The sequence below is a fragment of the Photorhabdus sp. RM323S genome (assembly GCF_042879375.1).
GTDB lineage: Bacteria > Pseudomonadota > Gammaproteobacteria > Enterobacterales > Enterobacteriaceae > Photorhabdus > Photorhabdus tasmaniensis.
On record NZ_JBHFKZ010000003.1, the window covers coordinates 133,013 to 155,328 of the forward strand.

Consider the following 22,316-nt stretch of genomic DNA (forward strand, 5'->3'; position numbering starts at 1 on the left):
CTTTTATTTTTTTGTACAGGGTTATCTGATTGATATCAGGTTGCAAGCCCCTTTGTTAATCATCTTTTTGAAAATGTTGAGAATGTTAAGTAGTTAACAAATTCATTTTTTTCTTATTAAAAAACTTGCATCTGTTTACTTCAACAACGTCAGATGGGCATCAATTCACCTAACTGATGATTATTTAGCTAACCAATCAAAAAACCAAAGAAAAGTATTAGAAGAGTGTTGACGCTTGTAATGCTTTTCCCTATAGTAGCGCCCCGTTGCAGCGATGATGTCAAACAAAGTGACTGCGACAAAAAAATACGGTGAGGTGTCCGAGAGGCTTAAGGAGCACGCCTGGAAAGTGTGTATACGTGAAAACGTATCGAGGGTTCGAATCCCTCCCTCACCGCCAAATTTGAAGAAAAGCTCAGGTTAAATATCTGGGCTTTTTGCTTATATATCCCCCGATGCAGGGAGGGACGAGAACCCTCGAACTGGGTTTGACAAAACGGCAACGCCGTTTTGGACCGCCAAAGGCGGCCCGTAGGGCGAGCGCTAGCGAGTCAATCCCTCCCTCACCGCCAGATTTGAAAAAGAGCTCAGGTTAAATATCTGGGCTTTTTGCTTATATATTCCCCGATGCAGGGAGGGACGAGAACCCTCGAGCTGGTAAAAACAAAATAGTACGCTTTGTATCATCCTGTTTTATATTTATGAGGACATTATCCTTATGCCAATATTCGTCAAAGTATTTTTCAAAACCCATACTTTCAACATATTTTATTAACTCTGATTTATTATTCAAATTTACATTTGCAAGCGACATACTAACTTTTCTGTGTAAACCCGTCTTCCGTGTTCTATATCAAACCTTGTAGTCATTATAACTCCTGTAATTGGAAAGATGTCAATTGTCAAATGCTTGAGTTAAGCTTAAAGCACATCCTTTCTGGGTCCTCGTATTAACACGACGTAAAATTTCAACGAGCACACCAGGATATTGACCATATTCTCTGCTGATTATCCCGATATCATCGGTGACAATAAATGCCGGGTAACTCGTTGATGACGCATCCATATAACTCATCAAACCCGGCATTCCATCAGGTACAGGTTTCAACGTTTCAGGATCAAGTGCTCGCGCATATACCCACGGCGGAACACGTTTACGTTGCATCTCATCCTCAAAGAAACAAGTGTTGAGTTCAACTTGATTAAATATATCGCGGATCTGACTCATATTACTGAGGTTGAAGGTATCGAATAGAAGCTGATTGAAATCGTCGCGTTTCAGGGATTCTTTTTCGTAACTTTTCCAACCTCCCCCCGTTATGATATAAAGGCTTTCATCTCCAGAAAATGAGATATTTTTCTCTTTCATATAACCGCAGAGCAAATAGATAAAGTACGGCGAACCAATAAGACAAATAACTTTGCCTTGACTTTTTATTCGTTCAAGACTATTCAATGTTTTAACAAAATCTATTCGCTCTTCTGTTACGGTGAATGTTGTAGGATATAATAATTCTACCAAGCTCATAACATATTTAAACCAAATGTTATGAGCATTAAATCTGTCTGGCCCCAAGTTGACCAACTCTATTTGATGATCAAACCAATGACCAACATATTTCATGCCATAATTCACAGAGCCTAAAAGTCTCTCAATACTTAGTCTGTCACGCGCCACCTGGCTTTTTAAACCATTCGTGCCACTACTGGTAAACCAACTTTCAATCTCGTTCTCTTTAGACGTTAATAAACGAGTAAACTTAAAAACTGATGTTGGGAATACAGGTATGTCATCAATTTCCGTAATACCGTCATCTACTTTATGTGCCTGACAGTAGTGACGGTATTCTTGACAGTGTTTATAGTGATGACGAAATGCATCAAGCACAAGTTTTTTTCTGATTTTTTCCTGCTCATCGTAAGACCAAGTTAATGAATCACCCGAAAAAATCACATCATCAATTTCTGAGCTTGCTATGATTTCTTGTTGATCAACATATGAAGTCATGCCTGTTTTACCCCTACAGATAATATTAGAAATTATGGCAGCGTTGCTGCCATACTCTCTTATTACATGTGATACTTTTTAATCTTATCATTAACAATATCGATGACGTTTTTCTGGTGCATTAAATCATTCATCGGTTCAAAGGATAGCAATACACCTTTTGCACCACACTTTTCAATTGCCAACTTGGCCGCCGTGATACATTCCTCATAATCTCCGACAGCGTTTTCTGTGATTATGTCCTCAAGTTTATTTTCGAGATTTTCATCAGGATGCATTTCAGAAACATAATCGCTTATAAATGCGCGTGTCTCTTCTTTAGCTTGCTGACTATCTTCGTTAAAGTTAACCAATATCATTAACTGATGATCTATAGCTGATAGGTCAATACCCTGTTTATCAGCAATAATTTTATACCTTTCAGCATATTCATGTCTGACATCATTGGAATCATCCCACTTAAAGATAAGAGGAATGCCTTTTTTGGCTGCCCACTCAACGACATAATGACTCGTTGCCGTTACATATCTCCGAGGCCCGCCTTGCGTGTAAGCATGAGGGTTTACGGATATTTTGGGAAAACTATAGAAATCGTTATCTGGATTACAATAACCAGTTGTTAAAGCATCGTTAATAATGTCATAACACGCTTCAAATAGTTGCTGTTGGTATTTATCAGGGCGATTAAAAAAATGCATTTCCTCTTTTTTTTCGCAATCACTCAATCCTAGAATAAATCTCCCTTCGCTCAACTGATCCAATAAGCAAGCTTCCTCCGCTATTCGGACAGGATGATGAGTTGTCATGATATGGTTCAATGAACCAATTTTAATTTTTTCAGTTAGACCGAGCAAAAAACCAGAAACAGTCAGAGGAGCACCAACAATGCCATTACCTGAAAAATGATTTTCATACACCAAAATCTGTTCAAAATTCAGTTTATCAACATACTCCGTTATTTCCTGCATGCGGGCTATACTTTGTTCTTGAACAATTGTTGAATTGATGAAGTTAAGGAAGAACAATCCAAATTTCATTTCATTTTCCTTAGCTAATATAATAGCGAACGTTGTTTTTCTTTGAGAAATGGCATTACATCAGACTGGAAAAGCTTCATGGAAGTAATAATTTCGTCTACTGTTCCATTAGCTTCAAACCCACAACAAATATTTGATATTCCTGTGGCGTCAATGTCTTTTTGGATGATATTAATGCATTCCTGCGGCGTTCCTACGGGATTGATTTCGTAACTGTAATCAATGCGGCGATTGGTATCTTTATGTCCTTTTAATACAAAGTCACGCCACTGTCCTTTATTGAAATCATAACCTTTCGTTTTGTCTGAATCATCAAAAATAGTCGTGGCATTGACATAGGAATCATACCAATGCCCCAGAAAATTCCGGCAAGTTTCTTTCGCTTTAATTGCGTCATGATCTACAGAGGTTATATATGATAAACAATGGTCGATATTATGAATATCGTGTCCATATTCTTGAGCCACCTCGTTATAGAGCTCAATTTGAGCTTTCTTTTCGTTAGTATTGATAATCCAGCTTAAGATCATCGGCAAACCAAATTGAGCAGCCCACTCAGTGGTCGAGGCTGATTCAGCAACCACATAAACAGGTGCCCCACTTCGACTATATGCCGTCGGACCCACTTTTACCTTATCGAACCGAATATGCTCATTGGCAGCTTCGACATAGCCCTCTGTCATCCCATTCTTTATCAGCCCGTACCAGCACTCCATCAAGGCGCGACTGTTATCCATATCGGTGCCAAATACGCGAAAGTCTTTGTTGTAAAGCCCCCGACAAATACCAAGCCGAAATCGTCCTTTTGACATTTGATCCAGCAAATTCACATCTTCAAGTTGGCGTACTGGATGAGCGGTGGGCAGAACAATTGCAGCAGTCCCTACATTCAGTTTTTTGGTTGCACCAAGTAAATATGCCGCAGCGACATAAGGGTTACCAAGCAAACCAAACTCTGTGAAATGATGCTCCAATAACCAGACAGTATCAAAACCACACTCCTCAGAGACGCAGCCTAATTTAACCAAACGTTTCATTACCTCGGTTTGAGAAAGCTGAGGTGGTTGGTATGTAAGCAAAAAATTTCCGAATTTCATAAATAGTCCTTATGTTTCTATCCGAGTGATAGAGTTAAGACGGCGAAATTGTTTGATTTTCAATCTCAATTTTCATTCGGCGTTCATTGACTGTCGCAATAGTCAGATGTTCAAATGACGGCTCAGTAATATCAATATCGATATCCAAACTGCCATTATCCATCGCGATAGCCGCTTTCGTAACTGATTGATAAAAATTGCGCAGGACCACTAAGTTCTCACCCAAATCATGTGAACCTCCTAGCAAAGAATATATCTTGCATCGATTACTACGAATATTTGATAACAATTTGATGACTTCATCTTGTTTTACCCAATCGTCGCTATTTGCAGTAAAAGCAATAAACGGTATATCAAGATGCATCATGCTATTAATTGTGGAAGTTAAATCTTCCCAGCCAAAATCAACGCAATCTCTCGCGAAGACTTCAGCACCCAATTTATGGCCTTCAAAATCCAGATTATTCGGTAATTCATCAATAGGTAAACTGAGATAATCAAATCCTAAAGCTCTTTCGAGAGTATATCTTAAGTTAACAACACCAACCGCAGTGATTAAAAACGACGCATTGATTTCAGACAGGCTTGCATAAACTATCCGTGCAGATAAGCTTGAAGCCAAAATACCGCAGTTATTTATTTTTCGTGTATTTAACCAATCAACTACGGCTAACAGACTCTGTTTTCCTATAGACATGGTAAATTCATCAATTGTCCCTGAACTCAATCCAACATGGTGAAGTGAATCATAGCGGATCACATGAAATCCATTCCACGACAAATATTCCGCCAGTCCAGCAAAATGATCCATCCTCCGGGCAAAGCCAGAGGCAATGATAATTGCATTCTTTCTCTTTGGGCTGTTTTCTTCTGGCAGTGTTTCCCAGACATGAATTTCTTTATTTCCTTCAACGCCAATAACATGGTCGATGGTTTTATATCTGGATTGATTTTCCATACTGTTTACCTATCAAGGGACAAATACAAGGAACTTATCTTCTTCCAAGAATCGAGTCTGTTCTATTTCAACCGCAACATCCTTAGTAGTATAGTGAGATGGCCTTTCATGAGAAATATATGTCACTAATCGTTGTAACGGTCTCATTCCGTCATGAGCCCCACCCACTCGAAATATATTATTCATTCCTGCTTCTACAATCCGTTCAGCACCTTTTAAGGCTAATTCGTCCCGATACTTAAATGCCGACTCCCAAGGGAAAATAGAGATGGTTTGCGTCCTATTTTTTTGAATATAAGGCAATATTTGCTCAATATTATTGACATGATGAAGGTATACACATCTGCCAAGGGGCTGATTAAGTTCCACACCCGCATTTGACTCAATAATCATCCAGCGCTGATGAACATCAACCTCTACTTTTAATCCTGCAAACAAGCTCTCCTTTTGAACCAAGGAATAGGCGGCCTTTTCATCAAAATCTTTTTTGGCGTTTGGTAATATATGCGCATATAAATTCAGTTTTTCTATCAACGCCAGCTTAAATTCTTCATAATGACTTCCCATGTAGTATATGTTTTGGGTGGAAAAACAAGCTTGCTGATCGTAAAAACAAATATCATGAGCCGCCCCTGTCGCTGCGGACGTCAAGTCAGCAGGGTCATCAATAATGCAGAAACTCTTCTTAGAGACAAATTTAATCACGTCAATATAGGGAGGTGCATGCTTTACTGCCCAATTAATCGCATCTTCCCCTCCCCAAGCAGCAATGACATCCGCATGTTGCATAATTTCTTTTGCGAGTGATGTATCACCCTGATGTTGCCAATATACAACAGATAAAGAGCGCGTTATTGGATGATTAGGGTCTACATCGATAAAACTTAACGCTAATGCATTAGCTGTAAAAGGATCACTTGATGCGGTTTTTATAATACATTGATTCTTTGTTAAGATGGCACGTAATATAGACATTACACCCGATAACGGGACATTACCGGCCAGCAGATGTATAGACTTACCTTTCGGGAAAGCCCTGATATAGCTTTCATCCTGTGGTAACCATTCATCCATGATATGGCGAGAACCAAGTTCATTTTTTACCAGATCATAAAGACCACCTTTAGAGCATAAGATCATCGATATCCAATTGGCCTCCAGCTTGGCCATTGCTTCTGAATATCCCATGTATTTTTTCAGGTCACGAATGTATGTCCTGCGTCTTGAATATTCTTCATTTTTCCATCTTTGCCCTACTGTGTAGAGAAAGTTGATAATGTTATGCAACTGCAATTTATTATTTTCATTATAATCAATAATGTTTTTTACTTGAGAATCATTCAATATGGGTAAATAAACACGATTATCACCAAAATCAATGGATTGAACTAATTCATTACTTTCAGGAAATATTTCGACTTGACCGTTGATAATGAATGAAATTTTTTTAGTCATATTCGCCATCCATTTAATAAGGGTAATTACTGCCTAATCCAGTTTGCCAATATCTATTAAAATAATAAACGAAAACTTTCATATCAACAAGAATTGTTAATAAAAAATTTCAATCAAAAGCGTCGCGACTTTATTTATGCGTGATAATGTTTATGAAAATTATCATCATGCTTATAAATTAACTTAATTTATATATAATTATCCAGTACGCCATAATGATCAATAACATGATTTATCTTTATACCTATACAATTCCCCCCACATCACGTTAGTCATTTGATCAATGTGATTAAAACGGTCCTCTATTTTTTTCAATACTTGAAGTGATAATGTGGCTTCAAACTTGAGGGCTAAAATGGATAAAGCTTTCCAATGACCAATCAATTCCGTGCAATGTTCAATCAGAGCAGGCGCAATATCTGCCCTGATTAAAGAATATTTTAACAAACTCAAATTGGGTATCACATACAACACACTGATATGATCAAACAATCTTTTGGCGGCCCGACAAGCTTTATCCTCTGCTTGTTGAAATAAATCCAAGCATAATTTACTATAATTTCTCAGCGAATCATAACATTCAGGTGAAGTATTAAATAATTCAGCCTGCCGAATAAGTGATTCTCTCACAGGTATTATTTCCAGATTTCTCAACGAATCAACAATATAAAAATTCCCCATATGATCATAAATTTCACTGGGCACTTTATCGGAAAGCGCTAAATAAAATTGCCCGGAGGGCATCCATGCCTCACAAGCATAGGATTCCCGATCAACCACCAAAGAATCAAAGATACGCACTTGTGAATAATCATCCGTAATAGCGGTGATCAGCACAGCATGAAGGTATTCTGGTTTATTAGCATAAACCTCAGAATAAGATAAATGTGCCGAATTGACCCAAGCAACTACACCTTTCTTCTGACATAATAATTCATATAATTGACAACACCAATGTGGGTAATCTATCGGTAGTGAAACCATATTTGCACCTAAAGATACCGCGCCAGTTAGTCCAACAGTTTCAACCGAGAAAGTGTATTCAGGCATATTCAATTCATCATAACCACTACGAAATAAATAACCATTGCCAGCTTCAAAGATCTCCGCCTCAAAAATATTTTTACCCTGTAGATTAAGTAATCTTGTCAGGCTACCGGTAAAACAATTGATAGCGACGTTTATTTTCGATTTATCCATCATATTTTCCATAAGTATTTTATCACCTCGATACAATGGATTTATTTATGAATAGAGGACCCAGTATATTATGTCCTGCAATCACAGTTATTTTTCCTTTAATATTATTTCAGCTGCTTGTGATATATTTTCGATAAGTAAATCAGGTTCATAATTAAAAGTATGTGATAACAGAGCCAAAAGTAGTCTCTCCATCCCAAAAGCAATACAAGCAGAATGCATAGGGCAATCACTGACACGACTGATAATATTAAAATTTGTGGTAAATAAATCCCGGTGTAAATTTCGTGAACCAACGCTAACGTTATATTTATCAAACCAAGGAATAAGCACTTCACACTTGACGCCCATTGATAATTGTACTTTACGAGTCACTTTAGAATGCTCGCCATAAAATACATCGCTGGCTTTTTCCACCGAAAGAGAAGGAAACAGTAGTCGTAAGAATTTAACGGTTTGCCCAAATATTATTTCACATTGCGTTTCTACTTTTTCCTGTATCCCCACCAATATTAATTCACGCATGGTAAAATTCCCCATACGAGTAGGCTCATCTTTAACCGGTTCGTATCGATGACACTGTCCTTTAGCCGTAAAATATTTCAATTCCCAATCATGAGTACTATCTATCAAATGAGAAAAAGTATGATAGCAAGTCGATGGACTCAGTACCCATGCATCCCCGCTATTTTCACTTATGACATCGTGAGTTAAATGAGGATAAACATGCAATGGATTGCTAGGCAATTTGTCAAAGAAACTGATACGTTCCAAGGTGGATCGAGGTAATAATGTGGTACACGAATGTGAAGTAACCGATATTCCTTTACTTAAAACTTGCAAAAGTGCCTTATCAAGGAGTTCGGCAACAGCATATAAACTATCAGAAAACCGGTACCCAATAAGACCATTCTGTGATTGCACAATTGATAGCAGCTTACGCTGCTGGAGTTCTTTTATCATATTTTTATATTTCCTTTGCTGATCGATAGTTACCTTATGTTGTCCAGCAGGCAATCCCGGCTCGCCAAATTGAAAGAATGTGTTCCCATATCATCCAATATCATATTCAAGTATTCTGCCAAGATGATAAGGAAACACATTTGCGCCAAAGAATCGACAATAATCAATTAACCGAAACTTTATTCAATTCAGCCATTTTCTTTAGCATTTCAACGTTATTCTTTCCATACGATAAATCCTTCAATATAAAGTTTATCCAATGAAGTTTTTAAAAACGTCTCTATCGCAACATCAGGTGACATGATAAGTGGCTGTCCCCTAACGTTAAATGAAGTATTCACCAGACAACCATAACCGGTTATTTCCTGTACCGCTTTCAGTAACCGCCAAAAAGTTTCATTCATAGTCCGTTCCACAAGCTGAATACGTGCCGTTCCATCCGCATGAACAATACCGGAGACCGGCCCTGCCATTTCTGGTTTTACTCCCGCAGTGCAAAGCATATATCGGGTCGGCGATAGATTTCGTGTCTCAAAAATAATATCGCAGTCCTCATCCAAAATGGCAGGTGCAAATGGACGGAAAGCCTCACGAAACTTCACCGTGCTATTAATTCTGTCTTTTATTCCTTCACCTGCCGGAAGCGCGAGAATCGAACGATTGCCAAGTGCTCTTGGTCCAAATTCCATCCGGTCATGGAACCAGGCAATGATTTTATCTGCTGCGATATCGTTAGCCGCAGAAACAAAATAATCATCGTTCAACCCTAAATAACGCCATTTCATTCCTGCATTACAACCATGCCGGAATAATGCATTACGAACTTCATCTGTTGAGAAGCGAGGGCCAAGATAGGGATTAAAGTAACGATCTGAATTATTGTGGTATTTACCGGCAACAAAAAGCGCCGCCCCCAAAGAAGTCCCATCATCACCCGATGCAGGTTGGACAAAAACATTTTCCACCTGATCAAGCTGACAAAGGACTTGATTGGCTTTGCAGTTTAAAAATGATCCGCCGGCAAGACAAAGTGATGTTTCACCGGTTTTTTGCAACCAATACGTAACTAATTGTTTCAGCAAAAGTGCGAATTTTTCCTGCAACCCCGCAGCAAAATCCTGGTGAACATCCAGCAAAATATCATCTTCACCTCTCGGTGTAAGACCGAACATATCACTGAGCTGTGTCATCGCAACAGGAAAACCATATTCCGCATTATCAAACAGTTGCGGTGACCAGTTTATATGTATTGATCCACTATCTGCATCGAATTGGGCCAATTCATTGAAAATATGACGGTATCGCTCAGGATTACCATAGGCGGCAAGTCCCATGACTTTATATTCATCACTATTAAATACAAAGCCAAGGAACCGGGTACAGATAGAATAAAGCTCACCTAATGAAGAACTAATTGGCTGACTGTACAATTTTTGGAATTGCTGGTCTTTAGCAAGATAAATACTCAAGGATTCTATTTCACCCATACCATCTGAAACGACACAAAGTGCAGACGGGAAACCACTGGGATAAAAGGCAGACGCCGCATGAGCCAAATGATGATCTACCGCTTGAAAACGCGGTTCGATATTCTGCCACCCAGCAGAAGCAAATGCATCAATCACTGTTTTGTTACTGAAAGCACCCTCGAACATTTTTTTGTTCGATACAAAAAAACGACGATAGTGATCATAATTAAAACCGTGAGCAATAACCTGTATATCATCTTGCGTAACACCCGCTTCCGCCAAACAATAGTTAATGGCATGAGCAGGAAATTGTCCCGTGCCTTTCTCTCCGGTAAAGCGTTCTTCCGCGGCGGCGGCAACAACTTTTCCATCAATAATCAAACAGGCCGCACTATCTACTCCCTGACAAATGCGCTCGTCTAATTTACTCACACCCGGGTAATTCTCCCGCATGAAACGTTGAGAATTAGGAAGACCACTGATACCCAATATAATCATATTATTAACCTCAAAATTATTATTTTTGTTTCATGAAAATCAGGCTATACGCTTTATTCTCATAGTTCATTTTGTATCATGAAGAATTAAGTCACCCTACCAAATAAAGTAATCGCGTTATTACCACCAAAACCAAATGCATTATTTTGTACATAGCGTAAATTATGTTTCATTTCCATACTATGAGTAATTAAATTGAATTGATATTCAAAATCCTCCGGCAAGATATTCGTTGGCGGCATCATCTGATCTCTCAAAGATAAACAAGCACTGACTGCGCCAATCGCGCCCGCCGTTGCCATCATATGCCCTATAGTTCCTTTAATCGCTGAAACCACCGAGTTGGAGAAATATTCAGAGAATATGGATGCTTCTACTGCATCATTAGCTTTTGTTCCAGTACCATGTGCATAGATACCATCAATATCTCCCGCTTCCAGTCCCGCCGAACTCAATAATTTTTCATGACATTGGGTGACACTGCTAATATCCAGGTTAGTCGGATGTAATGCATCATTATTACTTGCAGTCGCGATCAATTCAGCATAAGGAGATTGATGTTCACCAACTTGTTTTCTATTCTGCAACACTAAAAAAGCCGCGCCTTCCGATATGGTAATAAAACGCCTTAATTGCGAAAACGGACGGCACTGTTCCGCCCCCAATGCATTAAGCATGTAAAAACCTGACCACACCTTTTTAGAAAAAGCGTCTCCTCCGCCGATTACGGATGTTGAAACAATTCCTGCTTTCATCATGCGTAGTGCTGTTTCCAGAGCAATATTTGCTGAGGCACAGGTATTATGTATCGTCATGGAAGGCCCGGAGGAACCCATTGCGCGGGCAACATTATCGGAAACTGCATGACTCGAATAGATATTGGCATTCCAGTTTACGGGCATACCTTCAACTAATTGATCAAGAATATCCGCCTCAGCCTCATTATTACCAACACACACTAATGCATTGCGCAATTCAGCGCATCCCGGTTGTAATCCTGCATCCGCTATCGCCTGGAGTGCTGCATCTACAGCATACAGAGAAGAATCAGGAACCTGTGCCCCTGTACATTTTGGTGCCCTGGCTTTTATCTCCATACGTGGCCCTGCCGAAATTTTTCCGGCAACAAAATTTGGTTTCATAGAAGCATAGACAGGCACCAATCGAGTAAAATTTGACTCTCCAGCGCATAGCTTCTGCCAATAACTTTCGACATCTATACCAATTGGAGTGACGACGCCAAGCCCGGTAATATATATTTTATCCAACATCGTTCCCCTTCCTCTTAATTGATATAGCGTCATTTATCCAAAGTAATTTTTCCCCTTCACTATATGCCCATGCATTCCAACACATTATTGAACCAAACCGTGTCACTTTGGTTTCAATAAATACAGGGGAATTAATATGTTCAATATCCGGACTGAAAGCCAATTCACCGAATCTGGCAAAAACATAATCACTTTCAGTTAAAATGTTTTGTTGTTGTTGATGCTGTAAAACTAATGCCAAATTCCCCATGGCTTCAACAAGGATAAGCAAAGTAGAATATTGGAATTTTTGTAAATAAGCGGATTCATCCTGCAACAATTTAATATTCAAATGACAATTTGCACTATTTGATATATCATTAATATAGACGGTCTTCGGCAAAAACCAAAATTCAGGTTCACGCAATGGCAATGATAATAGAGAAGATGAGAAAAGATCTCTTTTGATTTCACACCCTTCATCTTTGCCAGAATAATCCAGAAAAAAAGAAAAACAGAGCTGTTCAGATACCGTTGCAGAAATCTTATTTCTCTCCTGGCTATATTTAATATCTTCATTAGGCCGTATAAATTGATAAAAGAACAGATTTCTCAAATTGATAAAATCAACAGATTTATCAGCCATCTCCTTACAAAAAGCGGCTACCGGCAAGATACCAGGCACAATAGGGGTGTCAGGAAAATGATATTTGAATATCTCATCATCAGGTGAAAAAACATGGCTAATACGATCACTCATCATTATGTATCACCCTTACGCCTGAGGCATTCATGTTATCGATTGTGATAAATACAAACGCCTCTTCTTTTTGACTACACTGAATAGCGTTCATAAATTCATGAAATAGAAAAGCACCGTTATATTCTTGATATTCAATGATATTATAATCTTTAATCGTATTAATTAAAGCTTCATTCTTATTTAACGTATTGAATATAAAAATCTTTGTCTCCGGTGATAAATTGTCAAGCTGCCTTTTTACCTCTTCCACTGTTGACCCGAAGAAAAAATCTGCGGTAAATTGTTTTCCACTCGACAAACCCACACACATTACACCAGAAGATATTGATTTCTGGTTGCTGGTTTTTTTTCGTATATCATCAAGTGCTTCTGCACAATAGACATCACCGAAAAACAGATGGCTAATACCTGCTGATCTATTATATAAATTAAGTAACGCTTGAATGAATACCATAACCGGCGTTTTACTGCCTGCATTTAGGGTACAATTTCCTCCTGTCACCTTTTTGTCAATGTTAATAAAGGTTGAAGCGGAACTTGTGGTAGCATAAGGAAATTGTTGAGCGGATACCGTTTTATCATTATTCCTTATCTGCCGCTGAAAACGAAGCATGGCGTCAAGGTTGCCATATTCTGTCCCCACAATGACAGATTCATTCTCTACATTTCTATCTTCTGCAATAAGCTTATTTGCCAGATAGGTACAAATGCGACTGAAATCATCACGAAAACGATCACCTTTATTGCTTACAAATTCAGAAATATCAGAGGGAAGATAAAACTCCCCCGCTCTCTCATGCCGAAATATATTCGGATAAATAGCTAAATTTTCCACGTTAAAAGTCAACATTTTCACCCAACTCATGTTTAATAAATAGAGAATTCCAGAGCCTATCCCAATAGACGTCATTGTTGCAGACCGTCCTTGCGAATGAACATAAAATAACGCTAATGGGATAGGCTCTTAATTTTTCATTGAAAATGAACCCAACTATGACAAGTTATGCTTTATTTCTTCCCATAGTTCACCTACGGTTTGAATACGAGCAAGTGCATCTTCAGAAATTTCTTTTCCAAAGGTTCGTTCAACTGATAGAATGACATCAATTAATTTTAGTGAGTCAATGCCAAGATCACTCTTCAATAATTTATTCGACGTTATTTCAAAATCAGAGTCTAACTCAGCAACATTCAATAGAATACTTGCTAGTTCTTCATTAACCATGTCAATATTGTCCATATCATCATCCCCAATATGTGTATATCCGGCTTTAATGGTTTATAGATATATTTATATAAATAAATATATTTAAAAATTTATCCTAGCTGATTTATTCAAAAAAAATAATTCATAAACGATATAAGAATAAAGATATTTAATCATTAGTTTCGGTCTCTATTCCAAATAGTTTGACCAACACAGGAATGATAACCGGCAATCATTTTCACATTAAAGCGATTGGCAACATTTATAATACTGTTATTAACCAATCAATCCTCCATCAATGCGAAGGGTTGTACCTGTTATATAAGTTGACGCACTCAATGCCCCGACACAAAAACGGGCAATTTCATCAACATCCGCCATTCGTTTTAATGCAATACTTCTAGCTAATTCCACTTTTCTTTCTGAAGAAATATGACGTAACATGCCACCATCAACATATCCCGGCATCACAGCGTAGGCCCTGATATTAAAACGCCCATAGTCATTGGCGATATTTTTTACTAATGCGTTCATGGCTGCTTTCGAACAAGAATAAGCTGTGGCACCTGGTGATCCACGTACACTCGCTGTAGAAGAGATAAATTGCATCACACCATCACGATTCTTCATAAAATGCGGAAGCAAATACTTTGCCACTCTTGCAGCACCGAATAAATTGACATTAAAAACATCGTGCCAGCTCTCAATATCCTGAACATGCAACAAACCATCCAATGACATCGCTGGTGTATAGATAACAGCATCAATACATCTCATCTTTTCAATTGCAATTTCAATTGCTTCTTTTACGCTGTTATCCGACATAACATCTAAATGAATCTCTTCATTATGCGGTTTACGTGAAGTCCCTAATATTTCATAGCCACTCGCTACCGCATGCTGACAAATCGCATTCCCAATGTCACTTGATGAACCAATAATAAGTACCTTACTGTTATATTTATGCATTTAAACATCCCTACCTTATCCAAAAGTTATTTTCAACAGTCAACCCTACTTTAAGTAAAGCATTCAGAATAAATATTAGTTAAAAAAAGTATTTTTGGCTAATTTGATTCATCTAATTCCATGAGTCACTCTAAATAATAGGGTGGGTTCTTATATCTGTCAAATTATTAATCTAATATTTAAGCGACATTAAAACATTGGTTAAATTACACGCAAAATTAAGGGGAAAATCTAAATTGTGAAATCATTTGATACGGCTAATTTAATCCATGCATAATAATAAAAGTAGTAAATGCACAAGCAATCATTTAATTACAAAACAATAACAATCACAAATCATTACCAATCAGATTAATTCATTTTAAAAATAAAAATCACAATTCCATAATTAATAAAAAAATATATACAATCAAGTCAAAAAACATTGAAAACATTATTTATGAAATTAACCTAATAAAATTCACCAATAAGATTAAATACCTAATAGAATCGGTTCCAAGATATTTTTCAGTGATAATAGCGTTATTCTCCCTTTTACTTTTCTCTTTCCTGGCGTTAATCTATTTACATTGAGTTTGATGTATGGCGCTATCGTTTTGAACTAAAAGCATTATTCCTGCAATTTGGCTTATAATGACCTTATTGCTTTTTCCTTTTATTTTTTTGGTTTATGCACAGATGAAAACTCGTAGAATGAACGGCATACGGCCGTTTAGTGCTGTAATTGATGCTTGCTGGAAAGAACCCTACTCTTTTACTCGTTTAATTAAAGATATTATTGCCGGTATTACTGTCGGTATTATCGCTATCCCACTCGCTATGGCACTGGCTATTGGCAGTGGTGTCGCGCCACAATACGGGCTTTACACCGCCGCTATCGCTGGTATTGTTATCGCGGTAACCGGCGGCTCACGCTATAGTGTTTCCGGCCCTACAGCCGCTTTCGTTGTCATTCTCTATCCGGTATCTCAGCAATTTGGCCTGAGTGGTTTGCTCATTGCGACATTCATGTCGGGGATTATCCTGCTGGTAATGGGGTTAGCCCGCTTTGGCAAATTGATAGAGTATATTCCTCTACCGGTGACACTGGGTTTTACTTCGGGGATCGCCATCACTATCGCCACCATGCAGGTAAAAGATTTTTTTGGTCTGCAATTGGAACATGTACCAGAGAGTTATATTGATAAGGTTGCTGCGCTGTTTCAGGCGCTGCCAACGCTGCATTTAAGTGATACGCTGATTGGGCTGGCGACACTTTCGGTTCTGATTTACTGGCCTAAGCTTGGGCTGAAATTACCCGGGCATCTTCCGGCCTTGATCGCGGGAACCGCCGTGATGGGGATAATGAATTTATTTGGTCAGGATGCTGCGACTATCGGTTCTGAATTCAGTTACCTATTGAATGATGGTACGCAAGGCCAAGGTATCCCCCCGATCCTTCCTCAATTCGTTTTACCGTGGCGTTTACCCGATATAGACTCTCATCACGTTGAGATAAGTTGGGCAACAGTTTCAGCTTTATTGCCCGCGGCCTTTTCAATGGCAATGTTGGGTGCGATTGAATCACTGCTTTGCGCCGTTGTTTTGGATGGTATGACAGGTAAGAAGCACCACTCAAACAGTGAATTAATTGGTCAGGGGTTGGGCAATATCGCTGTACCGTTCTTCGGTGGTATTACCGCGACCGCTGCCATTGCCCGATCAGCGGCAAACATCAGAGCCGGTGCAACATCACCGGTTTCAGCAATTGTTCACTCTCTGCTGGTGTTATTAACTTTACTGGCGTTGGCGCCAATGCTCTCCTATCTTCCGCTGGCCGCCATGTCCTCCCTGTTGCTCATGGTCGCCTGGAATATGAGCGAGATACATAAAGTTATCTATCTGATCCGTCGTGCGCCAAGGGATGACATTATTGTGCTGGTTCTTTGTATGTCGTTCACGGTACTGTTTGATATGGTCATCGCTATTACGATTGGTATCGTGTTAGCCTCACTGCTGTTTATGCGTCGGATAGCCAATATGACCCGTATCAGCCAATTGCCACAAACAAATGGGGATAACAGTCTGCTGGTTGTTCGCATCAATGGCCCGTTATTCTTCGCTGCGGCTGAACGTATCTTTACAGAATTAAAGGAAGCAAGCGCAGGTTATCAGACGATCCTCATGCAATGGGATGCCGTTCCTGTGCTGGATGCCGGTGGGTTGCACGCTTTCCAGCGCTTTATCGATGAAGTGGGTAAGGATAAATATATTGCTGTTTGCGATATTCCATTTCAGCCTTTAAAAACACTGGCCAGAGCCAGAGTTCAATGGGTTGAAAACCATCTCAGTTTCCATGCAACATTGCCACGGGCAATGGAAGAGTTGAATTTCAATTGCAAAATGGATAATTGAAGCCATTGAAAAAAGGAGCTTGGTCCACCTTTTCCCAATAATGGCGCTGTAAACCAGCGCCAAACACCTTCATCACTCGATGTACCCGATTATTTACAGGTATCCAGCTGAGGGAAGCTTTTTACTGCGTCATCAATCGCTTTCATCTGGATCAGGAATGGCTCAAGTTTTGCCAACGGCAACGCTGATGGGCCATCACACCTCGCATTGACCGGATCGGGATGAGCTTCAAGGAACAGGCCGGCAATACCAACGGCCATTCCCGCACGCGCCAATTCAGCCACCTGAGCACGACGGCCACCCGACGCGGCACCAAACGGATCACGGCATTGCAGTGAATGAGTGACATCAAAAATCACCGGATGCCCCCCCGTTGCCTGAACCATGACATTGAAACCCAGCATATCCACAACCAAATTGTCATAACCAAAGTTGCTGCCACGATCACACAAGATCACCTGATCGTTGCCGCCTTCTTTGAATTTTTCAACAATATTCCCCATCTGGGCTGGGCTGATAAATTGTGGCTTTTTAACGTTAATCACCGCGCCAGTGCGGGCCATTGCCTCAACCAAATCAGTCTGACGCGCCAGAAATGCCGGAAGTTGGATCACATCAACCACTTCCGCCACTGCCTGCGCCTGTGCTGGTTCATGCACGTCAGTAATAATTTTCACACCAAAAGTTTGTTTCAGCTCCTGAAAAATCTTCATTCCCTCTTCCAGCCCAGGACCACGGTAAGAGTGAATTGATGATCGGTTCGCTTTATCAAAGGAAGCTTTGAAAACATAAGGAATGCCCAGTTTTTGTGTCACTGTCACATAGTGCTCACAAATACTCATGGCCAAATCCCGTGACTCAAGGACATTCATACCACCAAAGAGAACAAACGGCAGATCGTTAGCGACCTTGATATCACCAATATTAACCACTTTCTGTTGCATACTTATACCTCCTATTAAGGGCAAATAAATTAACCAAATGAATCAGTGCAGAGCATAATCAATGCAATACAATATATTGCTGCTCAATGGAGTATAGCTGCTTTCTGATCGTTTCTACCGCCGGATCTTCCGGACAGTGTTCGACAAAATAGCTTAAATCAGAAACCGCAATATGATGACAATCAAGTTCGGCGTACATAAGCCCTCTATCACGTATTTCATATGGGTCATCGGGATCAAACATCAGAACGGCTTCACTGGCTTTCAGCGCCAGTTCCAACTGGCCTTCTTCCATTAATACAACTTTTATCGTCTCCAGCACTTTATATACGATGCTGATATTATCAGCTTCCTGCAAATCATCCGCCGTCAATTTGGCTGTCTGGCCAATATTCCCTTTTAACCACACATCAAGCATATATTCACTCAGCGCTTCGCCATCGGTTGGATTAATAAATCTCACCGGTTTATCCGGGCAATCAATACGCAGAATCAACTGTGTCGGAAAAACCACCGGCATAAAGGGCAGTTCTAAAGCCTGAGCAATATGGATAAGAATGATCCCTAAAACCACAGGAGAACCTTGACGGGTTTGCAGTACTTTATCCAGCCAGAATGTATCTGACAGACAATAAACACCACTAGCACCGCCGAATTTCCAGTTCTGATAAAACAGCCTGAGTAATTTTTCCAGCTGTTCCTCTCTGTTCATCTGTGGAGATATTTCACGTCTGGCTTCATCAATTAATACCTGAAGCTGCTTCTCCACTGAATTCTGAGGAAAGTCGGAGCGGATGGCTCCGGATATTAACAGAATACCGCTACTTAAAGATGCGTTATTAAATTCATAATCAGCTATGGCTTTCATCACTTTTCCACTGACCCAGTGTTATTCGCTCATTACCGCCATAATCCTGAAAAGTCGCCACCAGCTGATAACCACTCTCAGAATACAGGCTTCTTACAACGTCTCCCTGTTGCCAACCATGCTCCAGCAACAACCATCCACCAGGTAACAGAAAATGACGTGACAAATTGATAATTGCCTTTAGATCAGCCGTTCCCTGTTCTGCCGCAATTAATGCACTCTCTGGCTCAAACCGCACGTCACCTTGAAACAGATGAGGATCGGCTTCATCGATGTAAGGCGGATTACTGACAATCATAGTAAATTGTTGATTATCCAACGAAGAGAACCAACTGCTTTGCAGAAAATCCACATTTTGTATTTTCAGTTTTTCAGCATTACCCTGCGCCAGAATGACCGCATCAGGATTGATATCAACCCCGGTAACCCGGCAATCAGGGCGCTCACTGGCCATCGCCAGCGCAATCGCACCGGTGCCGGTTCCCAAATCCAGAATGTGGCAAGGTACCGGTGAAAGCCGTTCGAGCGCTTTTTCAACCAGACACTCCGTGTCAGGCCGCGGGATCAATGTGGCAGGCGAAACATTTAGTGGCAACGACCAGAATTCGCGTTCGCCGGTAATGTGAGCAATGGGTTCACCTTTTACCCGGCGAGCCAGTAACGTTTCAAGCTGGCTGAACTGCGCTGAACAGAGTTGCGTTTCCCCGAATGCCAATAGGTAAGTTCGGGAATGGTGAGTGACGAGCCCCAACAAAATCTCTGCATCCCGTTTAGGGCTGTCACTGGCTGATAACTGTGTTGTGGCTTGTTTAAGCCAGGATTGATAATCCATCAATCCTGCTCTGACAACGCTGATAATTGATCGGCCTGATATTCATTAACGATCGGCTGAACAAGCATATCCAGTTTGCCTTCCATCACTTCATCAAGGCGGTACAAGGTCAGGTTAATACGGTGATCCGTCACCCGCCCTTGCGGGAAGTTGTAAGTACGGTTGCGATCTGAACGATCACCGGAACCCAGCAAGTTACGGCGCTCCGAGGCTTCTGCTTCCTGGCGCTTACGCACTTCGGCGGCACGAATACGCGCGGCCAATACCGACATCGCTTTCGCTTTGTTTTTATGCTGAGAGCGCTCATCCTGACACTCAACCACAATGCCGGTTGGAATATGCGTGATACGAATAGCGGAATCCGTGGTGTTGACGTGCTGACCACCGGCACCAGACGAACGGAACGTATCAATACGCAAATCACTTGGGCTGATTTCTGGCAATTCTGCTTCCGGGATCTCCGGCAAAACCGCAACGGTACAGGCAGAAGTGTGAATACGCCCTTGCGATTCAGTTTCCGGTACACGCTGAACACGATGACCACCAGATTCAAATTTCAGATGACCATAAACCTGTTCACCGGAAACTTTAGCGATAATTTCTTTATAACCACCATGCTCACCGTCATTGGCGCTCATCACCTCGACTTTCCACCGACGGGATTCAGCATAACGGCTGTACATACGAAACAGATCCCCGGCGAAAATAGCCGCTTCATCACCCCCGGTGCCGGCGCGAACTTCAAGAAAACAGTTGCGTTCATCATCAGGATCTTTCGGTAGCAGCAACAATTGCAACTGCTGTTCTAATTCCTCATTACGAACCTTGGCATCCTTGATCTCTTCCTGTGCCATTTCCCGCATTTCAGGGTCATCAAGCATTATTTCAGCGGCCTTAAGGTCATCCTGCACCGTGCACCAGACCTTAAAACAATTCGTCACATCCGTCAGTTGAGCATATTCCCGTGACAAAGCACGGAAACGCTCCTGATCAGCAATCACATCAGCATCACTGAGGTGAGCCAAAACTTCTTCGTGACGTTCTTGTAATGCTTCCAATTTAGCAACAATAGAAGGCTTCATTCGTGATTTCAGACCCTATTCCGAGATATGGTTAATTATGTTTCAGCCCCAGGCTGTCACGTAATAAATTAAGACGCCCCAGGTCACCATTGCTGGCAGCCTGCTGGAGTGATTTGGTAGGAGCATGCATCAGACGATTCGTCAATTGATGAGTCAATTGATTTATTGTCTGTTCCAGGTCAGCCCCCTGGTTGATAGCAGCCAGCGCTTTGTCTGTCATTTCAGCCCGCATCTGTTCTGCCTGAGCACGATATTCACGGATTGAGTTGACTGCACCTTGTGAACGCAGCCAGTCCATAAAATAACCACTTTCCTGCTGAACAATATATTCAGCCTGAACAGCCGCCGCTTTGCGCTGGGCAAGATTGCGCTGAATAATTGCCTGCAAATCATCAACACTGTAGAGATAGACGTTGTTCAATTTTTCCACATCAGGTTCTACATCGCGGGGAACCGCGATATCAACGAGCAGCATGGGTTGGTTACGGCGTAACTTTAATGCACGTTCAACCATGCCTTTACCAATAATAGGCAAAGGGCTGGCGGTTGAACTGATGACAATATCAGCTTCGGCTAAACGTGTATCAATTTCAGACAAAGTGATCACTTCCGCCTGAACTTCGTCAGCCAATACCTGCGCCTTTTCTCTCGTTCTGTTAGCAATCATCATATGGTGCACCCGATGCTCTTTCAGATGGCGGGCGACCAGCTCAATGGTTTCCCCTGCACCAACCAGCAAAATATTCAGTTCAGAAAGTGTTTCAAAAATCTGCCGCGCCAGGGTACAAGCCGCAAAAGCGACGGAAACCGCATTTGAACCAATCTCTGTTTCAGTCCTGACGCGCTTGGCAACAGAAAATGATTTTTGAAACAATCGCTCCAACTCACTCGATAAAGAACGGCAGTCCTGCGACTCGGCAAATGCTCTCTTCACTTGCCCAAGGATCTGAGGCTCTCCAAGTACCAACGAATCCAGCCCACTCGCCACTCTCATCAAGTGGCTGACGGCTTCATTATCATGATGCCAGTAAATACTGGATTTTAGATCCCTGGGATTAAGCTGGTGGTATTCACACAACCAGTTAATTAATTGCTCATACAGATTATCCTGCTGTTCTACACTGAGATAAAGCTCTGTACGGTTACACGTTGACAATACAACGCCTCCCCTCACCAGAGGCTGCTGGAGAAGGTTGCCGAGTGCTTCACTGATAGTGTCCGGTGAAAAAGTCACCCGTTCACGCAGGGATACAGGAGCGGTTTTATGGTTGATACCAAGTGCTAACAAAGTCATATTGAATTATCAGCAGGAAGGCTGTTCA

General features: G+C 40.8%; 19 protein-coding genes, 1 tRNA gene and 1 other RNA gene. 3 read left to right on the top strand and 18 right to left on the bottom strand.

Going from position 1 to position 22,316, the window contains the following annotated elements:
- Positions 1-310: 310 nt before the first annotated feature.
- Positions 311-400, top strand: a tRNA-Ser gene (locus tag ACGF7G_RS02680).
- Between the two features lie 46 nt (positions 401-446).
- Positions 447-572, top strand: a non-coding RNA gene (locus ACGF7G_RS02685) — RtT sRNA.
- Between the two features lie 323 nt (positions 573-895).
- On the opposite strand, the gene ACGF7G_RS02690 is transcribed toward ACGF7G_RS02685, so the two are convergent.
- The 13 genes from ACGF7G_RS02690 to ACGF7G_RS02750 form a co-directional block, all read right to left on the bottom strand.
- Positions 896-2,008, bottom strand: coding sequence for a long-chain fatty acid--CoA ligase (locus tag ACGF7G_RS02690; RefSeq protein WP_387463362.1), 1,113 nt, complete (start codon positions 2,006-2,008; stop codon positions 896-898).
- A gap of 62 nt (positions 2,009-2,070) precedes the next feature.
- Positions 2,071-3,045: an alkanal monooxygenase gene (locus ACGF7G_RS02695; RefSeq protein WP_387463363.1), complete on the bottom strand. Its 975-nt coding sequence runs from the start codon at positions 3,043-3,045 to the stop codon at positions 2,071-2,073.
- 14 nt (positions 3,046-3,059) lie between these two features.
- Positions 3,060-4,142, bottom strand: coding sequence for an alkanal monooxygenase (locus tag ACGF7G_RS02700; RefSeq protein WP_387463365.1), 1,083 nt, complete (start codon positions 4,140-4,142; stop codon positions 3,060-3,062).
- Between the two features lie 34 nt (positions 4,143-4,176).
- Positions 4,177-5,100 (bottom strand): acyl transferase, encoded by a 924-nt coding sequence (locus tag ACGF7G_RS02705; RefSeq protein WP_133813175.1) that lies wholly within the window; start codon positions 5,098-5,100, stop codon positions 4,177-4,179.
- Positions 5,101-5,112: 12 nt separating this feature from the next.
- On the bottom strand, positions 5,113-6,555 hold the full coding sequence (locus ACGF7G_RS02710) for an acyl-CoA reductase (RefSeq protein ID WP_387463366.1): 1,443 nt from the start codon (positions 6,553-6,555) through the stop codon (positions 5,113-5,115).
- A 219-nt stretch (positions 6,556-6,774) separates the two neighbouring features.
- A complete protein-coding gene (locus ACGF7G_RS02715; RefSeq protein ID WP_133813177.1) occupies positions 6,775-7,767 on the bottom strand; it encodes a hypothetical protein in 993 nt (330 codons plus the stop codon).
- A 75-nt stretch (positions 7,768-7,842) separates the two neighbouring features.
- Positions 7,843-8,718, bottom strand: coding sequence for a hypothetical protein (locus ACGF7G_RS02720; RefSeq protein WP_387463368.1), 876 nt, complete (start codon positions 8,716-8,718; stop codon positions 7,843-7,845).
- Between the two features lie 215 nt (positions 8,719-8,933).
- Positions 8,934-10,685: a carbamoyltransferase gene (locus tag ACGF7G_RS02725; RefSeq protein ID WP_387463369.1), complete on the bottom strand. Its 1,752-nt coding sequence runs from the start codon at positions 10,683-10,685 to the stop codon at positions 8,934-8,936.
- A gap of 86 nt (positions 10,686-10,771) precedes the next feature.
- Positions 10,772-11,956 (bottom strand): beta-ketoacyl synthase N-terminal-like domain-containing protein, encoded by a 1,185-nt coding sequence (locus ACGF7G_RS02730; protein WP_387463371.1) that lies wholly within the window; start codon positions 11,954-11,956, stop codon positions 10,772-10,774.
- Entirely contained in the window at positions 11,946-12,581 is a 636-nt protein-coding gene (locus ACGF7G_RS02735) for a hypothetical protein (RefSeq protein ID WP_387463372.1), read from the bottom strand. Before ACGF7G_RS02735 ends, ACGF7G_RS02730 begins: the two co-directional genes overlap by 11 nt.
- A 106-nt stretch (positions 12,582-12,687) precedes the next feature.
- A complete protein-coding gene (locus tag ACGF7G_RS02740; protein WP_387463374.1) occupies positions 12,688-13,608 on the bottom strand; it encodes a hypothetical protein in 921 nt (306 codons plus the stop codon).
- A gap of 81 nt (positions 13,609-13,689) precedes the next feature.
- Entirely contained in the window at positions 13,690-13,938 is a 249-nt protein-coding gene (locus ACGF7G_RS02745) for an acyl carrier protein (RefSeq protein WP_133813183.1), read from the bottom strand.
- Positions 13,939-14,181: 243 nt separating this feature from the next.
- Positions 14,182-14,874 carry an SDR family NAD(P)-dependent oxidoreductase gene (locus ACGF7G_RS02750; RefSeq protein ID WP_387463375.1) on the bottom strand — a complete coding sequence of 231 codons (693 nt, stop codon included), beginning with the start codon at positions 14,872-14,874 and terminating at the stop codon, positions 14,182-14,184.
- Positions 14,875-15,552: 678 nt separating this feature from the next.
- Here ACGF7G_RS02750 and dauA point away from each other — a divergent pair.
- The gene (gene dauA / locus ACGF7G_RS02755; protein WP_387463376.1) at positions 15,553-17,268 is read left to right on the top strand and encodes a C4-dicarboxylic acid transporter DauA; all 1,716 of its coding nucleotides are present in this window, start codon (positions 15,553-15,555) and stop codon (positions 17,266-17,268) included.
- A gap of 89 nt (positions 17,269-17,357) precedes the next feature.
- On the opposite strand, the gene kdsA is transcribed toward dauA, so the two are convergent.
- From kdsA to hemA, 5 genes are read right to left on the bottom strand one after another with little or no spacing between them, the layout of a single operon-like run.
- On the bottom strand, positions 17,358-18,212 hold the full coding sequence (gene kdsA / locus ACGF7G_RS02760; protein ID WP_133813186.1) for a 3-deoxy-8-phosphooctulonate synthase: 855 nt from the start codon (positions 18,210-18,212) through the stop codon (positions 17,358-17,360).
- 58 nt (positions 18,213-18,270) lie between these two features.
- Entirely contained in the window at positions 18,271-19,080 is an 810-nt protein-coding gene (gene sirB1, locus ACGF7G_RS02765) for an invasion regulator SirB1 (protein WP_387463378.1), read from the bottom strand.
- Entirely contained in the window at positions 19,064-19,912 is an 849-nt protein-coding gene (gene prmC / locus ACGF7G_RS02770; protein WP_387463380.1) for a peptide chain release factor N(5)-glutamine methyltransferase, read from the bottom strand. Before prmC ends, sirB1 begins: the two co-directional genes overlap by 17 nt.
- The gene (gene prfA / locus ACGF7G_RS02775) at positions 19,912-20,994 is read right to left on the bottom strand and encodes a peptide chain release factor 1 (RefSeq protein WP_387463381.1); all 1,083 of its coding nucleotides are present in this window, start codon (positions 20,992-20,994) and stop codon (positions 19,912-19,914) included. Before prfA ends, prmC begins: the two co-directional genes overlap by 1 nt.
- Before the next feature lie 31 nt (positions 20,995-21,025).
- Positions 21,026-22,288, bottom strand: a complete 1,263-nt coding sequence (gene hemA, locus ACGF7G_RS02780; protein WP_387463383.1) for a glutamyl-tRNA reductase — start codon at positions 22,286-22,288, stop codon at positions 21,026-21,028.
- Positions 22,289-22,316 lie beyond the last annotated feature (28 nt).

What these genes read in the sequence shown, in the direction of transcription:
- ACGF7G_RS02690 (WP_387463362.1), bottom strand. Translation starts at nt 2,008, where the DNA reads ATGACTTCATATGTTGATCAACAAGAAATCATAGCAAGCTCAGAAATT.
- ACGF7G_RS02745 (WP_133813183.1), bottom strand. Translation starts at nt 13,938, where the DNA reads ATGGACAATATTGACATGGTTAATGAAGAACTAGCAAGTATTCTATTG.
- dauA (WP_387463376.1), top strand. Translation starts at nt 15,553, where the DNA reads ATGAAAACTCGTAGAATGAACGGCATACGGCCGTTTAGTGCTGTAATT.
- ACGF7G_RS02715 (WP_133813177.1), bottom strand. Translation starts at nt 7,767, where the DNA reads ATGGAAAATATGATGGATAAATCGAAAATAAACGTCGCTATCAATTGT.
- prmC (WP_387463380.1), bottom strand. Translation starts at nt 19,912, where the DNA reads ATGGATTATCAATCCTGGCTTAAACAAGCCACAACACAGTTATCAGCC.
- prfA (WP_387463381.1), bottom strand. Translation starts at nt 20,994, where the DNA reads ATGAAGCCTTCTATTGTTGCTAAATTGGAAGCATTACAAGAACGTCAC.
- ACGF7G_RS02730 (WP_387463371.1), bottom strand. Translation starts at nt 11,956, where the DNA reads ATGTTGGATAAAATATATATTACCGGGCTTGGCGTCGTCACTCCAATT.
- ACGF7G_RS02710 (WP_387463366.1), bottom strand. Translation starts at nt 6,555, where the DNA reads ATGACTAAAAAAATTTCATTCATTATCAACGGTCAAGTCGAAATATTT.
- ACGF7G_RS02700 (WP_387463365.1), bottom strand. Translation starts at nt 4,142, where the DNA reads ATGAAATTCGGAAATTTTTTGCTTACATACCAACCACCTCAGCTTTCT.
- kdsA (WP_133813186.1), bottom strand. Translation starts at nt 18,212, where the DNA reads ATGCAACAGAAAGTGGTTAATATTGGTGATATCAAGGTCGCTAACGAT.
- sirB1 (WP_387463378.1), bottom strand. Translation starts at nt 19,080, where the DNA reads ATGAAAGCCATAGCTGATTATGAATTTAATAACGCATCTTTAAGTAGC.
- ACGF7G_RS02750 (WP_387463375.1), bottom strand. Translation starts at nt 14,874, where the DNA reads ATGCATAAATATAACAGTAAGGTACTTATTATTGGTTCATCAAGTGAC.
- ACGF7G_RS02735 (WP_387463372.1), bottom strand. Translation starts at nt 12,581, where the DNA reads ATGGCTGATAAATCTGTTGATTTTATCAATTTGAGAAATCTGTTCTTT.
- ACGF7G_RS02720 (WP_387463368.1), bottom strand. Translation starts at nt 8,718, where the DNA reads ATGATAAAAGAACTCCAGCAGCGTAAGCTGCTATCAATTGTGCAATCA.
- ACGF7G_RS02725 (WP_387463369.1), bottom strand. Translation starts at nt 10,685, where the DNA reads ATGATTATATTGGGTATCAGTGGTCTTCCTAATTCTCAACGTTTCATG.
- ACGF7G_RS02740 (WP_387463374.1), bottom strand. Translation starts at nt 13,608, where the DNA reads ATGACGTCTATTGGGATAGGCTCTGGAATTCTCTATTTATTAAACATG.
- ACGF7G_RS02705 (WP_133813175.1), bottom strand. Translation starts at nt 5,100, where the DNA reads ATGGAAAATCAATCCAGATATAAAACCATCGACCATGTTATTGGCGTT.
- ACGF7G_RS02695 (WP_387463363.1), bottom strand. Translation starts at nt 3,045, where the DNA reads ATGAAATTTGGATTGTTCTTCCTTAACTTCATCAATTCAACAATTGTT.
- hemA (WP_387463383.1), bottom strand. Translation starts at nt 22,288, where the DNA reads ATGACTTTGTTAGCACTTGGTATCAACCATAAAACCGCTCCTGTATCC.